Raw genomic sequence first — 16253 nt, 5'->3', positions numbered from 1 at the left:
TCATGAATTTGTTATAGGTTGTTGAGTGAAGTCGTCACTTTTTTCAGGTTGCTGTTTGTGCCCCATTCTTGTAGGCGTTGCAGGATTTGTTCGTCTGTAACCTTGCTGTGGTTGATGGTCAATAGCTCCAGATAAAGTTCGAGCAGTTGTTTGAGTCCGGTAACGGGTTTGTCTGGCAATCCGCCTATAAATTCTGTGAGCAGTGCTTCCAGTTGCTGGTTGTGGAAAGTACTTCGTTTGTACATGCTTTCGTACACTTGTGTGGTGAAGCGTTTTAGCGGAGCAAGTTCCATCTGGATGAGGCGGGCCAGGATTTCTCCTACCCGGTGATTGTTTATTCTTCCTGTGGATATTCCTTCTACCCATAATTCGGCTGCATAGGAACGGACTGTTTTGTCTACAAAAAGCAGCGAACCACTTAGTAGGAGCAAACTCATCTCTTTGAGCGGGCAGTGGAAAGACAACAACATGCGCAAGGCACAGGCGAGGGTGCGTTTGCTGTCTTCCTGCGGAGTGCCGAAAGTCATGTAGCAAGTGATAATCTGGGCTATTAATGGTTCCGGGCGGTTGGGAAAGCAGCATAACAAAGGTTCCATGTAACGGGAATCATCCATGTTATATTTACTGTTGATAATCAGATGTTCCTGCCATAACTGGTGGCTGTTGCATTCGGCATATGTATGCCATTTGTAGAACTCGAGTTGGAGCAGACGCCTGTCTGTTTCGTATGATTTCTCTTTGGGTTTTACCTCTTTCCACTCGTAGTCTCCTGTCAGATAGTTGTGTGGTAATGTGTTACAGGCGAAAGATTTGAATGCTTCGAATTCCGTCTCCGGTGCTTTTACCAGTCCGGCGGCCACCCAGGCAGTCGGATGATTGTAGGGCGGTTCGGGTAGCGTGTTTTCATCCAACAGGAACAGAGAGAGATGCAGGTATTCATCTTGCAACAGTTGCCGGGCGGTGGCGATGGCTTCTTCTTTGTCTTCCATGGCACATCGGGCAATAGCTAGCTGGAAATCCCATGGACAGGGTTTCGTTTCTGCTTTCTGATATACGGCAAGCCGGCGTACCAGTTCGGTAGCCTGTACGTATGCCGGGGTATGGGTGGGAGTAGAAAGTAGGGGGAAGGCATTGCCTCCTTTTATTTTACGGATCACATTTAGCCATAAATGTTTGATGGGTGTGAAACAGGTTGCGTTGCTGTAGCCGGGTTTCCAGTCGGCAAGTCGTTTGAAAGAGCGCTCGTCATAAGCTCCTCTGTTTTCATCTATTCCTTTCAGCCTTTCTTCCAGTCGGGTGAACATATTTCTCAAAAATCCTGTGTTGGAGGTATCTTTCTGTGCCCATAAGCGTTGATATTCCAGTAGGAAGGTAGCGAGAAGATCTTCGTATGGCTCCCAGCTATTGGCAACGATAGTGGCAGCCCGTTGGAAAACAGGTTCCATCCGGTTGAGATCTTCTTTGTCCAATTGGGGATGGAAAGCAATGATGGCGGCGATGGTTGTTTCTATCTCCCAACTTTCCTCCATGTCGAACAAACGACTAAGCTGGAACAGGAAATCTTCTTTGTTGGCGGGGAAGGGAATAGGGTTGTCTTCCCTGCAGATGTGTACCGTTTCTCCCACACTTGCATCGGGCTCATGGGGTTCTTCTGTAGGCTGCGGTTTGAAAGAAGAGAGTATCGCATGCACGCTTTGAAACATCTCCGGTTGATAAGATTGCAGTGTTTCCTGGAGATTGGATGAAGAGACGTCTCCATATTTTGATATAAAATTAGCGGCTTTCTTTTGAAGGCTTTCGTCTTTCTTCAAGAAGAGTTGGCAGAGAGTGATGCAGCAGGGCTCTTTCATCTCGGGATGTTGTGCGACGATCTTTTCAAAGAGGGCGTAAATGGTAAGCAGCGAGTTTTTGGGGCTGGAGAAGAAAAGGGTGGTTGCACGTTCGATGAATTCCTGATAACGGAATCCTTCTTCGGATGCAATATTTTTCAACTGTTGCAACATCACGTTCACCGGTTTGGTATAGGAAGAGGTGAATATTTGCATCATCTCTTCTTGCAAGGATAACAGTTCTCCGGTAGTTGGTTGCAGAGTTTCGAAGAATCCGGCAAACCATCCTGCCATATCTTTTTTGAAACTCCGGTGGAAGGTGGCGAGTGTGGCTTTTAATAGGCGTTCTCTATCCAGATGGCCGTCCAGCGAAAAGCGGTAGAGAGCGGCACTGATACTTTCATCCCGTGCGGTAACTCCTTTTTTATAAGCCTCTTTGGCGCAATTATCTTGATAGCCGATGGACGATTCGTATTCGAAAATCGTCCAGATATGTTCTTTCAGGGTGATGTCACGCTTGAGTAATAACTCACTGTTGAAAGTATCGTTTCCTTTAGGTTCCTTATTTCTGATGCGGGTAATCCAGGGGAGTACATGTGCAATGCGGCTTGGAGCAATTTCTTTGAGGTATCCCATATCCATGAGCTGCATCAGCTGTTCGTAATTGAGATTGAAATTAAACCAAGTTTTGTCATCATTGATAAAATCCATCAGCCAGGTGGGGTAGTAAAGTGGGAGTAGTTTGCAAAGCATATCAAACTTTACATGATATGCCATATCCATCTCTCGTTTGTTGGCGCAGACAAACTGAACAGCGGATAGAAAATGTGCCCGTGCCGCACTGCAGGTTGTCTCACTACTGAAACCGGCAAACTTACTTTTTATCCATTGTAAATCCCGGATAACCGGCAGCAGCTTCCGCCTTTCTTTCATTGGTAACTCCAGTAATCTCTTGACAAAAGGGATTAATATCTTCTCTTCATTCTCCGGAGTATCCACATAAGCCTTGGATAATTTCTCGAGTTCTTTTTTTAGTTCTTCCATTGTACTAGTTTCTTTACTGCCAGAATATGTTTGCAAGCTCCCCGTTCTCCTTGATTGCTGCTGAACCAGGTGCAAGTGCAACGCTCCTTCTCACTTTCTCTGTCGAGAATGACCGTATGTCTGACACCTCCGCTTCCTGCCACGCGTGCTTCTGTCCGTTTCTCGTCATTCGATATGATTTCTACTTTTTCTTCTTCCAGTAGTTTTTCTGCAGCTATCATTCGAGGATTGAGACTTAAAATACGTTCGGTTTTGAAAGGCAGGCGACGGTAGAAGAAGCTGTTTTCATCCAAATCGAATCCTAATAACCCCATGGCTGCCAGCCGTGCCGCGAGGGAATCTACCTTCTCCAGGTCAATATGTTCCTCTATGGCAAAAAGAGTGGGGTTGAACTGTTGGTTGGCATAACTGTATTTATCCATTGCTTCTATCCATCTTTCGGGGACATCTTCGAGCAGAGATTCCAGTGCGGCGCCTTCTCCGGAAAATCCTCTCCAACATTCGCGGGAAAGAGAAAGGCTGAAGCGTACCGGACCGAAATAAAGTTGCCAAATGGTAGATTGCATGGTGGGATGCGCAAAGACTTTCAGCTCATCGGCAAATGGAAGCAAGGGCTCGAGCAGACGTAAGCGATGAAGTCCTCCAATGCAGACGGCATTCATGCTTTTCACCGGTGAAAAGGCGGGTTTTTGACCGCGCATCACTAAATAATAGTCGCATTTCACACTACTTTTCGGAAGAGTCTGGAAGAGTTGCAAGGTTTGTATGCGATTGAAGGAGTAGAGCTGTTCCGCAACGGATTGATAAATCTGTACTGTAGTCAGCCCTTTTATCCATTTCACGGGAAGAGGTACTTTTCGTTCTATCACTTTCTCACCTTTATGATAAAGTCCCACCTCTTTGGAACCGACCGACATTACCATATTCTCCTGTCTGCCTATTCCTCCTAAGGCAGAAATCATTCCGGGATTAAAATCTACGTTTGTTGTCCCGTTTTCCAGAAATTCTCCGTCGTGTCCGTCAGGAAGCACGTCGACTCTGGCATATACACCTGCACAATTAGAGAATCCTTCAAAACGCAGGCGGTCATTTCCTGCGGTTACAATCGGATCTTTCAGCATGGAAAGCTGTGACGGTGTCAGATTAAAACTGGACTGCACAACATTGGATAATGCGATGAGGCAGCGTGCTGTCATGTAGGGTTGTGTCAACTTTCCCCAAAAGAAACAGGGTGCTTCTTTCTTTTCTATTTCGCTGTATTTGGCAAGAAACAGTTCGTCCTGATCGGCTGACCGTTGCAGTGCGGAAGGAGCTGCATATTGGTAAGAGATGGTATCAGTCATAGATAGTAAATCTGAATTTGGTTGTATATTCTCCAAATATAGAAATTAATTCTTAGTGAAAAAAAGAAGTAGGAGAATTTACATCGCTTTGGAATACTGATATTATAAAATATCGTCAAATGAAGCATTTATGCCTCTTTTGGCAGCAAATATTAAATACAATTCTTTATAGTCAGGCACAATTTTTTATACATAAAACAACTATTATTTATAACTATTCTTAATTTCTACGTTCCTTTTTGCCGGAAAATAATACTTTTGTTCCCATAATTAGAATGTTTTAGTAACAGATTCTAAATTAAGTCTTATGAATTTTTAAAGATGAAAAAGACAGCTGTTTGTGAAAATCGCTAATATTGTTTGTTTTGTTTGTGTTATCCCATTTTGAGTCAGGTGTGACTTCAAAATGGGATTTTCGCTATAAGGACAGTCTCAAAACCACCTGAATACTATCAGAAATGACCTAAATTCTATCAACTGATAGATTTTCCCCTAAACAATGTTTGTTCTTCACCTGCCACATTTGTTGAAAACGCGTAAACTTGCAACATCGAAATGATGATAACGAATACTCACAATTTAAAAATAACGTATATGAAAAGTTTAAGCTTCAGGAAAGATCTGATAGGAGTACAGGATGAATTACTCCGTTTTGCATATAAACTGACAACCGATCGTGAAGAAGCAAACGATTTGTTACAGGAAACCTCATTAAAAGCATTGGATAACGAAGATAAATATACCCCCGACACAAATTTCAAAGGATGGATGTATACTATAATGCGGAACATCTTTATTAATAATTACCGCAAAATAGTGCGCGATCAGACATTTGTCGATCAGACTGAAAACCTCTATCACCTTAACCTGCCACAAGATTCAGGTTTTGAAAGTACGGAAAGAGCTTACGATTTAAAAGAAATGCATCGCGTAGTCAATGCTCTGCCGAAAGAATACAGAGTTCCGTTTGCTATGCATGTTTCAGGATTCAAGTACCGTGAGATTGCAGAAAAGCTGAATCTTCCGTTAGGTACTGTAAAGAGCCGCATATTCTTTACCCGTCAGAAATTGCAGGAAGAATTAAAGGACTTCCGCTAAACGTTTACTATCAATTTTCAGTTGGTATCAATAGGTATAGGGCAAAAGGATCTCGTTTCCTTTTGCCTTTTTTATTTTATGTGTTGGAGGTTTGTATTTGTTATGGGAATTTTTTCAGTAACTTTGTCACTGTTTAATTGACTGCTCTGACTTATCAGTCAAGGATAGTCGATTTGCTTCTCTAAATTGTCGAAGAATGAATAAAGATATAAATGTTATGATAAAAGCAATCATGCTCGATGTGGATGGAACATTGGTAAGTTTTGAAACTCATAAAGTGTTGCCATCCTCTGTTGATGCCCTTAGGAAGATTCATGACGGTGGAATTCGAATAGTCATTGCTACCGGTAGAGCGGCAGGCGACCTTCATGAAATAGCTGATGTTCCGTATGACGGAATTATTGCATTGAATGGTGCCGACTGTGTTTTGCGGGATGGCACCGTGATAAGAAAGCACCTTATTCCGAAAGATGATTTTAAGAAAGCCATGGAAATAGCAAAGACCTTTGATTTTGCAGTCGCTATTGAATTGGATGAAGGTGTGTTTGTTAATCGTCTGACTCCGACTGTCGAACAGATTGCTAAAATCGTGGAACACCCTATCCCGACCGTTGTAGACATTGAAAACCTGTTTGAAAAGAAAGAGTGTTGTCAGCTTTGTTTTTATATCGATGATGAGATGGAACAAAAAGTGATGTCGTTTCTGCCTAATCTTTCCTTGTCGCGCTGGCATCCTTTATTTGCTGACGTAAATGTGGCAGGAATAAGTAAAGCAACCGGCCTTTCGGTATTTGCTGATTATTATGGGATCGGAATGACGGAAATAATGGCTTGCGGCGATGGTGGTAATGATATTCCTATGTTGAAAGTTGCCGGAATCGGAGTGGCTATGGGAAATGCATCGGAGATAGTCAAGGCTTCAGCCAATTTTGTTACTGATACGGTGGAGAATGACGGGCTTTGTAAAGCGCTGAAACATTTTGGAATTATTTAATATTGGGTACTCTATAGCTTAATATTATAGGTGTTATTCCCCTATTGCTTATTCTTCGCCATTTCTGCTTTGTCCGTTGCTGTTGTTTTTACCTGTTTGGGAACAATTAGTTATCTTTTATTCTAGTTGGAGGATGGCTATAAAAAGGAAAAATTCCTGCAAGTGCTTCACTTGCAGGAATTTTTCAGTGGACCAGCCTGGGCTTGAACCAGGGACCTCCAGATTATGAGAACGATAAGATGATATTCTACGATAGTTCATTTTATCAATATTAACTGAATATCAAGTAGTTATAATTTTACTATTCCTTATAAAACTCATTAAATACCCATAACTGAAACAATTTGTTTTCGCATTGTTTTCGCAAAAATAGCGAAAAAACATTCTAAGAAAATAGAGTTTATATAGAATAAGAAACAGAGTTATTGAAAATCAGTACCCTAAAACCTTATTCTATATAATATTTACTCTAATTTTAAATATCAGAAAAGTATGATAAATGCAAAATTGTTACATATATCGATCAATAAACTAAAAATTCTCGTTTTTCGTATTCTAGAGGATGGTTAGGATTATTATTATTGATTAAGTCAATAATTCTATTCTCCATTATCTCTACAATCTTCCTAATTACGCTTATCATAGCGTGATATTCATCAATATTTCCAAATCCAAAATGAAGTTCTGTTGCTTTATTATGAGCGATACTATTCCTTATCTTATAAATCAATTCAGCCATTTTTTTATCCGAGCTTCCACTAATGTTTATATCAAAGAATGTTTGAACCGTTCTTTTTTGGGCAGCGTCTAATCCTATCATAGAACTTAAATTTGGAAATAATTTTGGAAGCGTATCAATAATTACATCCGTTTCTGATTTATTATTTCGGGTCATCTTTTCAATAGTCCTTCTTACAAAAGCATTCTTTCGTATTGAGCCTTTTGAAAGATTTACTAAGTGGGAACGAAAAACCATATACTCTAGAATATGATACATATTGAGATATCGACTCAAAACATCATCACAATAGTGGCTTTCCCCAATAAGATTATACACGTCATAATACTGTGCATATTCCTTATTTGAAGTATATAAAATAGAATTTTTAAACTTACGACTTTTATCAAAATCTAAGTCTGGATGTTTTGTTACAGCATAACCATTTATGTACAATAAATATCCGAAACTAAAAAGATTCCAAAGATCATCCTGCTTTAATGGAATGGGTAATGTTGTATTTGTTACAATAATAAATTTTTGGGGAACAGGGTTTTTACACAAATTCCAAAAATCAGTTGTATCTATGGCATTGTTATTCAAAACTCCTAATATACTTTCAAATATATTACGAATTTGAGTAGTATTGATTGGATTTCTACAAACGCCATAAAGCATTTCGCTTGTTATCACAGTAAATTTATTTGTTGAATCATAAATACAAACATCTTTCACATAATTTGGCTCATTCTTCTGCTCAACATTTCCAAAATATATATTTGATCCAAATGCTATATCAGCATTGTCAGTTCCATCAAACAAATTTATAACTTTGGCTACTTCTTTATAGATACCTAATTTATTAATATCATCAAAGATATCGACAGTACCTAAATTACCTATAGAATCATAATTAACGATATTATCATTTACAGAATTTTCTTCATCATCGTCAATAAGCCTGTCATTCTTAGCTTTGGCTGCAATATCTCGAGCCACTGCTCTGTATAAATCACTCCTCTTCATCGTAGTAGTTGTTAAATGCTTGTGACCATGAATAAGATTTATTACCCTCAAACATATTGAGGAAATAATTATATACAGCTTTTCTAACAGCATTTCCGACATTTAGTTTTACACTTGATAATTGATTATAGCTTTTATCAAATCCAACTTTATCAATATTTGCAGGCGTTAAATCATTCAATTTTTTATAAGCTAATGAGTTATTGTCAAAGTTCGATTGCTTGGAGTTACAATTTCCCAAAGCTGAAAAAATTCCACTTAGAGTAGTATCCTTCATCAACCAATTCGCAAGTTCCTTGTTTCTTAAGAATTTCTGATCTATTCCATATATCAATCTCACAAAATCTTCGAGGTTCTGTTTTGTAAAATATCGGAAAGCATCATTCTCATCAATATTAAAATCATCAATATTTATCTTATTAACTTGTGAAATTCGTAACGGTTTCCCCTGAATATAACTTTGAAGAGCAATCACTACAGAACTCATAAGAAATTGGCCTGTTTTACGGTCATTACCGTTTTTGATTTTAAAATAGTCTGGATCCTTTTCTCTCAGGAGCTGCACGTCTTTAGGAAGTTCTAGGCTTTCGAAAAAATGGAGAAAAAGAAGTTCGAATTGATGAGTAGAGGTAACTCCTTTTTGCCCTGCATTTAGAGTAAGCATTTTACGTATAATTTCTTCTTGGCTAAGATTAACCCATATATTAATGATGATATCAAAACTCCTATAAGCTTCAATATATTTATCCAAAAGAGCATGATTATTTTCTAAAAGGGTCTTTAGATTCTTTCTGCTTAAAATTTTTAAATTAAATAACTTGTTTCCGCCATAAGTTACATCATCTCTGATAAACTGAATTATCTCATCAGCACTTTTACTTTGAATTTTCTCCAATACTTTTTCTAGATATATCAGACTCCATAGACGATAAGTACGCTGAAGACCATCAATAATCTCACATTGACTCAAATTTATTAAATTTTCATCTTTAGAAAAATCAGTTTCTATCGCCTTATCGGTAGTTGTTAATGTTATTGAAGGTATAAAATCATCGCGCAATACAGTTTCCCAAATCTTATCCAAATAAAGGTTAGGAACAATTCTACGCTGGATATCATAATCAAAGAAATTCCGTTTTAAATTGCCAATGTAGTCATATAGATTCATTTTGGCAAGAATCCAAGAAACCTCACCGTTTTTTTTCTTTTTATGAGTTAAGTGCCTATATACAATTCCTTCCATGACATTCAAAATTAAGTGAATAAAATCGGATGTAAATTTAGTCATAAATATTTTCAACTGTTCAATTTTACGACAATTATTTCAAAAGAATAAAAGTTTAATAGTGTCTATGATACTCAATTTCCAATCTGTTATTTCAAAATATGAAGATAATTCATTAACTTTGTCGCACTATGTATAAGGCAAACCATGACAATAGAGTGCTCTTTCCTGCAATATGGAAAAGTGAGTTTGCCTAACCATCGTGGGAGGGTTATTCCATTCCGATGAATCGAAGCGTAGAGGAAGTACCAGTCGGAGGATACTTTAATATCAACGAAACGCGAGAGTTGCTCTAGGGGTTGAGACCGATTAGCATAAGCCCGGTTACCAGTCAGCGACAAGAGACAACGAGATTGCACCGCTGCATATAACAACAATATTTTTATCCAATTAAGGATAAGAATTATGTGGTTATATGCAGTGTTTTGCGTATGTATACCTCACATCGCAAAGCGTCTGTATTCAGAGGTTATGTAGAACATAAACTATTGAATGCAATGGAAAAATTGACAAAGTCTTTACCTCTTTTCAAGGAGCGTGGTTGTACTGTATCACTTGCCCTTGATATTCGAACTAATAGGAGGAAGTCAAGTGAGTATCCCCTATCTATTCGTTTTACATTAGAACGCAAAGCATTTTACTACCCTGTCGGTGGCTCTTATACAGCGAAAGAATTTTCCGATATTTGCAATGCCGTAAAAAGTAGAAGCGATAATTATAAACTTCAAAAAGAGTGGAAAGATACCTTTATTCCCAAATACAAAGAAATTCTGATGAACCTGAATAAAGGTGGCATCCTGACATTTGAAATGGTACGCCAATGTATCATGGGTGAGGGAGTGATGCCATCCAAAGAAGATACGACCAAGTCACAATCCTTTGTCGGTGTATGGGAGCAAATCATCCACGAATTACGGACAGATGATGGTGGTGCACGTTTTACCACAGCAGAGAGCTACGAGTGCGCGCTCAAATCATTCAGAAAAATTCTCGGAACCAATATGATTAGAGGATTCTGCATCAGTGCTGCAGAAATTCAGAAGTGGAAAGACGGTATGCATAATGGAGTAAAAGACGAGAATGGGGCGATGGTCGGGAAAATCAGCGATACTACCGCCGGGATTTATCTCCGTTGTTGCCGTGCTGTATGGAACAGGTGCATACATGAAGGCTATCTCAAAGATGTTCCTTATCCTTTTTCTAATAAGAAGGAAAAAGGGCTTGTGAGCATACCCAAGAGTGCGAAGCGCAAACAGAGCTTTCTGAATGTCTGTCAAATGACGGAGTTATACAACCTTTTTGTCTCAAAGAAATATCCCGAACATTGGTCGGAAGAATATACCAAACGTGCCCACTACTCATTGGGATTGTTTCTTGCCCAGTACCTGTGCAATGGCTTCAACATGGCAGATGCAGGGCGATTGACTTACGACAGTTATTATTATCAGACAGATGGCAAGGCTTTCCGCTTCAACCGAAAGAAAACTTCCCGAAGAAGTGCCGATGGTTCTGAAGTAATCGTTCCCATTATCCCTCCTTTACAATATGTGTTAGATGAAGTGGCGGCACCTCCGACTCGGGGTGGCTTTGTTTTTCCTCATATATTAAAAGGTGCGGAAACAGAAGAGTTGCGCCGTAAATATACCATGCAGGAAAACTCAAACGTAAAAGACCGTATTATTAGGATATGCCATGAAGCATTAAATTGGGACAAGTCAATATGTCCGTCCGGTACATGGTGCCGGCACTCGTTTGCCACCAACCTGCATAATGCCGGAGTGGATATGGATTATATCTCGGAGAGCATGGGACATGCTTCTTCAGACCATGCCATTACTCAAATCTACATCGAGCATTATCCTCTCGACATACAGATGCAGAACAATTCAAAGCTGCTAAACCTGGGTAATACTTCTGAAAGGGATGCTCTGTTGGCAAAGCAGGTAAGCATGTCCACAGAAGAATTGCTCAAACTGTTCAGACAACCTTAATACCATAAGACAATGAGAAACTTCATAGAAAGGATAAAATCCTATTCCAAGAGAAAGGACACTGCTGATATGGCTATCCGTGCATGGAAATCAGTCAATGAAGAAGTATATACCAACTTTTGTAAGCGCATAGATGCTGTGGCTAAAGGTGGTATAACTGTTCTGATGGACATGTACCAGATGATGCGGGACTGCACACCACCCGAAGCCTTGATGATGTACAATTGGCTTTCAGATTTTGCCAACGGGAAGGATGTACCAGACATCGCAAACCGACAATGGGCTGGCCAATATACCGAGACCATCGCCCAATGTATCACAAACAAACGATTGTGGATAGGTATCAATGTAGAAACGGGGACAATTGAACTGCTTACTTCTCCGAAGTTAGGGCTGCTGATGGTTCATTCTGAAACGCCTATTGAAATCTGGAATCACCTGCCATTGGAAATGAGAACCTACTTGACTGTACAGTTGGATTTGCTTATGAGAAACAGCAAAGGTTTTTATCTGTTGAGTAAACTGGAAAGAAAAATGGTCTATCAGTTCCTGACCTATATCTCTCAAATTGTTTTCCTCTCCCATGCGGTGTTTATTGGTGGATTTATGGCTAACCTCTATGACCGTGTGATGGAAAAGAAAGAAGACTTGGCTTATTGCATGTATTATTTTGTCGTGTTTGACCACGGTCTGTCCCGTATGGCAAAGTTGCTTAACCGTCTGCTGAATAGTGAAGAGGTTGACCATGGTGATATGCTTTTGGTAAAGTCATGCGTTACCATGCTTGTCAATGGAAGTATAGAGATGGGCACAGAAACCAAAGCGGAGTGGGAAGATACTGTAGAGATGTGTAACCCTGAAATATGGAAGGAAGTTATATTTGCCTTGCGAAAAATAAAAGGCAGACGTGGGAACAAGAAGGTAATACAGTCATTGGATGATATTCTTGTAGGGGACAAAGAACGCATCAAGCAAGGAATCTGTTTGTTTCTTGAAGAGAATACCGAGGATATAAGTCTTGCCTATCTGTTGAAATCATTGGTAAAGTCTGGCAAGATAAAAGCGTCTACAAGATACATGACATTCCACTGTGCCATCGAACAGTTCTCACAACGGCATTACGGGCACGATATACCGCAGAAGCGATACGGGGAAATCAAGGAACTTACTTTGAACTCACCCCAAAGAGGAAGCAGTTACACCAAAGCAAAACGGATAATAGACCGATGGACGGACTATTTTGCCAATAACGGGTAGTTGGGGAATCCAGCTATCCGTATTTATTTTGCAAACAACTGTTGTAATACGGTCGGTTAAATTAAGGTATAAATAAACCGACCAACACACAGAGTTTCATACACTACCTTTGCTTGCGAAATCGGTTTTACAGAGTTGAGCCGAGGCTTAAAGTATTTAATCATCAAACAAGTAAAGGTATGGAAGAAAAACTCAATTTTAACCAACTACTCCAAAAGCCCATCGCCATGATGACGGGTGAGGAGCTTTGCTTTCTCATCACTAAAAGTGTGGAGAGTACAGAAGCGGCCACTCCCCAAGTGGCATCCAAAGGCAACTACTATGGCATAGAGGGAATCGCCCGTGTGTTCGGATGCAGTGTACCCACGGCAAACCGCATTAAGAAAAGCGGTATCATAGACAAAGCTATCACACAGATAGGACGAAAAATCGTAGTGGATGCAGACCTCGCACTGTCTTTGGCAAAGGAATCAGGTGACATCCATATCAAAGAATAGCGGTATGGAAGAGAATTGGAAAAAGAATCTGGCAACAGACAGTTACGGGAATCCGGCTCGTTCCATCAGCAATCTCCGGCTTATTTTTACGCTGGATGAGAATCTTAGTCAGATAAGGTACGATACCTTCTGTCAGGACGATGTGTGTTTCTGCCCTTTGTTCCGCAATGTCAATGGTAACAAAATTGATGAAGAATCAGCAGGAAAGATACAGGACTATCTGGAAAGGACATACAGAATACGTCTGACGCAGAATAAGGTATTTGAGATACTGAAGACCACTTCTTCTGAACGGAGTTTCAATCCAGTACAGGAATTCATCTCACAAGAGACATGGGACGGACAACCTCGCATAGCCACAACCATCATCGATTATCTTGGAGCCGAGGACAATCCGCTTGTCAGGGAACAGACAAAACTTTGGTTCGTGGCGGCTGTAGCAAGAGTATTCAATCCAGGTTGCAAGTTTGACAACGTACTGACCTTGCCCGGTCCCCAAGGTATCGGGAAAAGCACCTTTTTCAAAGCCATCAGTGGGAGATGGTTCAACGATTCATTCTCTTTTGCCAGTGGTGACAAGGAGAAAGTGGAAACCATAACCAATGGCTGGATTATTGAAATCAGTGAGTTGAATGGTTTGAAACGGGCGAACGATGCAGAGGCAGCCAAGGCTTTTCTAAGCCGTTGCAGTGATTATATGCGTCCGGCTTATGGGCATAAGGTGGTGGAGTTCATGCGGCACAATGTCTTTGCAGCGACTACCAATGAGACAAACTTCCTGCAAGGGGACAACGGAAACCGTCGTTGGTGGATAATCCCTGTCAAAGGCAACGGTCATGTGTCAGATTGGTTGGATGATTTGCAACGTTCCGTTCCTCAATTTTGGGCAGAGGCATATACCTATTATAAGCAAGGTATGAAATTATACTTGGCTCCCGATATGGAGGTAGAGGCCAACGAGATACAGATGCAACATTCCAACATCATTGTTGACCCCATTATGGAAGATATTGAAATGTATCTGGAACGTGAGGTTCCCATGCAGTATGCAAGCTGGATGATTCCGACACGACTGGCTTATCAGAAAGGAGCATACTCAGAGCCAAATTCCACAATGACCTCACTCAATATGGTTTGTGCCCGGCAGATTATAGAGGAACTGCCCAATGATTTAGTCAGACGAAATCCGTCCAAATACACTTCGCAATACATCAACCGCCTGATGTCCATGTTTCCCAATTGGAAACGGAGTGAACAGGAGAAGGTCAAGGGGCTGCATCCAGCCTACTGCGATAAGACGGGACGGACGAAATACCCATGGGTGAGGGTGGACGCTCCAAGTGAAGAGTCCTGCGCAACTCTGCCAAGTGAACTGGAATTACCATTCTAATTTCAAAATAAGGGAAAAGAAAAAACTAATGTCCCCTTGTCCCCCTTTTGCCCTCGAAAAAGAATAAAAACAGGAAACAAACAAAATAGAAAGTTATAAAAATGCTTGGGATACGGGACAATATAAATCACAATATGAGAAAAGAAAAACTTATCAAACAACTACAAGAACGTGCCCCGTTGTTGGCAAATGCGGTCAGCCACATGGTTACGTATGTTCAAGACCGTTATCCCTCCACCTTTCCAAGCAAGGAACAGACCGAGACGGTGAATAATTACCTGCGAAGTGTCCATGTCGATGGAGACGGAAGTACATCAGAACGGAATTGTGAACACCGCCGTATCGCTTCACAGAACATTACCATTGCCGCCATCCGTATATTAGACAGCCGTCAACTTGACAGGCTTCAAGATGTGCTTGACCACATTGCATACGACAAGGAGTATTATATGCCGGAGAGAGGTTACGGTATGCACCGCTGACTTTCTCTTTTGGCTGCACCATTTATAAACCATCTTCAAAATTGACAGACGATGAAAACAAACTTGAATTATTGTATAGTGCTTTCGTCAGAGCAACTTGCATATCTGGCAGGGAGCAAGTATGGCATTGACCGCATGAAAATTCTGCACCAACTTATCGAAGCGGCAGTGCTGGAAGAAAACGATTATGCCATAAAAGGATTTTCCACAACCTTACAAGTGGGGCAAGCCATCCTTTCGGAAGTGGATTTGTCCAGTAAATTGGATTATGACAAGAAAACCATATCCCGCGTGTTGGACAAGATGAACCAGTTGAGAATTGTCGCATCTGCGCAAAGCAACAGAACAAGTGTCCACACGCTGAAATGTATATCGGCATGGATGGAAAATGGCAATCGCATAGACAATCCTTTCTATGTTCGAATCAAAAACCGACAAGAGGAAGGAGAGAATACAGGCGCACTATCCAATGATGCGAAGCCTCTTTTACCACCCCCCCCCGCTGGAGGAAAACGTTTCCAATTCTAATGATTACAGTCAATCAGAAGTAATGAATGAGGGCTGTATTTCTGACACTGATTTTTCCTTTGAAGACAAATTACCTGTTATATCAGACAAAGGGGAACTACTCTCGTCCTCTTTTTCTTTCCCTTCTGCTTCGGTTTCTCCACCGCCTGCGAGAGAGGAAGAATCTAACGAGGATGTTTCAGCAGATGGTCAGACATAATCATATTGGATATGGCGGTAGAGCCTATATTTTGTGCGGGGTCTTGCAAGAAGTTCCTATGTCGCACAAATTCGTTACACTCATCCGTACTACATAGGCGTATTCCGGCAGTCGCAAGCTCCCACCCTGCTGTCCCTTTTTAGATTGATGTCTCACCCATAACATAACAAAACATGAAGAAAAAGAATATCAACAATGAAGCTGACGAAGAAAATGACAAGAAAGTTATAAAGCGTACCCTGCGACTTGAAGCCAGAGTAACGGAACAGGAATACGCCAAAGCGAAAGAACTTGCCAAGACCTGCGGTTTATCCATGAGCAACTATGTGCGCCGCACTGCTTTAGGGCAGCATCCACGGCAACGGTTGTCTGAGCGTGAGGTAGAAGCCTTATGCAGTCTGACGGATGCAAGGGGCGACCTTATCCGTATTACGGCAGCCGTGAAATCCATCCAAGCGGACAAACGAGCCATATACTTCCGCGACACACGCTTTGTAGAGCGATGGATGATAGCAGCTACACAGCTTATTAACCGCTGGGGCCAGATAAAGAATTACCTAACAGAATAAAAA

13 protein-coding genes are annotated in these 16253 nt (G+C 40.8%); 9 read left to right on the top strand and 4 right to left on the bottom strand.

Features of this window, described 5'->3' with window-relative positions:
- Positions 1-11: 11 nt before the first annotated feature.
- A complete protein-coding gene (locus tag AB5217_RS15920) occupies positions 12-2873 on the bottom strand; it encodes a DUF6493 family protein (RefSeq protein ID WP_032854347.1) in 2862 nt (953 codons plus the stop codon).
- The gene (locus AB5217_RS15915; RefSeq protein WP_008775245.1) at positions 2861-4216 is read right to left on the bottom strand and encodes an SWIM zinc finger family protein; all 1356 of its coding nucleotides are present in this window, start codon (positions 4214-4216) and stop codon (positions 2861-2863) included. Before AB5217_RS15915 ends, AB5217_RS15920 begins: the two co-directional genes overlap by 13 nt.
- Positions 4217-4810: 594 nt before the next feature.
- Here AB5217_RS15915 and AB5217_RS15910 point away from each other — a divergent pair.
- A complete protein-coding gene (locus AB5217_RS15910; RefSeq protein WP_004302598.1) occupies positions 4811-5314 on the top strand; it encodes an RNA polymerase sigma factor in 504 nt (167 codons plus the stop codon).
- A 217-nt stretch (positions 5315-5531) separates the two neighbouring features.
- Entirely contained in the window at positions 5532-6308 is a 777-nt protein-coding gene (locus AB5217_RS15905; protein ID WP_004311110.1) for a Cof-type HAD-IIB family hydrolase, read from the top strand.
- Between the two features lie 523 nt (positions 6309-6831).
- Here AB5217_RS15905 and AB5217_RS15900 read toward each other — a convergent pair.
- Together AB5217_RS15900 and AB5217_RS15895 are read right to left on the bottom strand one after the other, a co-directional pair.
- Positions 6832-8052, bottom strand: a complete 1221-nt coding sequence (locus tag AB5217_RS15900; RefSeq protein WP_032854348.1) for a hypothetical protein — start codon at positions 8050-8052, stop codon at positions 6832-6834.
- Entirely contained in the window at positions 8039-9295 is a 1257-nt protein-coding gene (locus tag AB5217_RS15895) for a hypothetical protein (RefSeq protein WP_055255785.1), read from the bottom strand. Before AB5217_RS15895 ends, AB5217_RS15900 begins: the two co-directional genes overlap by 14 nt.
- Positions 9296-9834: 539 nt before the next feature.
- Between AB5217_RS15895 and AB5217_RS15890 the strand changes: the two genes are divergently transcribed.
- From AB5217_RS15890 to AB5217_RS15860, 7 genes are all read left to right on the top strand, one after another.
- Positions 9835-11328 carry a tyrosine-type recombinase/integrase gene (locus AB5217_RS15890; RefSeq protein ID WP_139147536.1) on the top strand — a complete coding sequence of 498 codons (1494 nt, stop codon included), beginning with the start codon at positions 9835-9837 and terminating at the stop codon, positions 11326-11328.
- 12 nt (positions 11329-11340) lie between these two features.
- Positions 11341-12585 carry a DUF6043 family protein gene (locus AB5217_RS15885; protein ID WP_032844347.1) on the top strand — a complete coding sequence of 415 codons (1245 nt, stop codon included), beginning with the start codon at positions 11341-11343 and terminating at the stop codon, positions 12583-12585.
- Between the two features lie 179 nt (positions 12586-12764).
- Positions 12765-13082, top strand: coding sequence for a DUF3853 family protein (locus AB5217_RS15880; protein ID WP_032844348.1), 318 nt, complete (start codon positions 12765-12767; stop codon positions 13080-13082).
- Between the two features lie 4 nt (positions 13083-13086).
- Positions 13087-14472: a virulence-associated E family protein gene (locus AB5217_RS15875; RefSeq protein ID WP_032844349.1), complete on the top strand. Its 1386-nt coding sequence runs from the start codon at positions 13087-13089 to the stop codon at positions 14470-14472.
- A gap of 134 nt (positions 14473-14606) precedes the next feature.
- Positions 14607-14954: a hypothetical protein gene (locus tag AB5217_RS15870; protein WP_032844350.1), complete on the top strand. Its 348-nt coding sequence runs from the start codon at positions 14607-14609 to the stop codon at positions 14952-14954.
- A gap of 51 nt (positions 14955-15005) precedes the next feature.
- Positions 15006-15482 carry a hypothetical protein gene (locus AB5217_RS15865; RefSeq protein WP_050486403.1) on the top strand — a complete coding sequence of 159 codons (477 nt, stop codon included), beginning with the start codon at positions 15006-15008 and terminating at the stop codon, positions 15480-15482.
- Positions 15483-15854: 372 nt separating this feature from the next.
- The gene (locus tag AB5217_RS15860; protein WP_032844351.1) at positions 15855-16250 is read left to right on the top strand and encodes a plasmid mobilization protein; all 396 of its coding nucleotides are present in this window, start codon (positions 15855-15857) and stop codon (positions 16248-16250) included.
- Positions 16251-16253: the final 3 nt, after the last annotated feature.

It is taken from the genome of Bacteroides sp. MSSM.1001136sp1_RTP21357st2_D2_RTP21359_211015, assembly GCF_040913205.1.
In the GTDB taxonomy this organism is placed as follows: domain Bacteria; phylum Bacteroidota; class Bacteroidia; order Bacteroidales; family Bacteroidaceae; genus Bacteroides; species Bacteroides ovatus.
The sequence above is the reverse complement of the archived record's forward strand: the minus strand, read 5'-3'. Positions and strand labels throughout refer to the sequence as shown.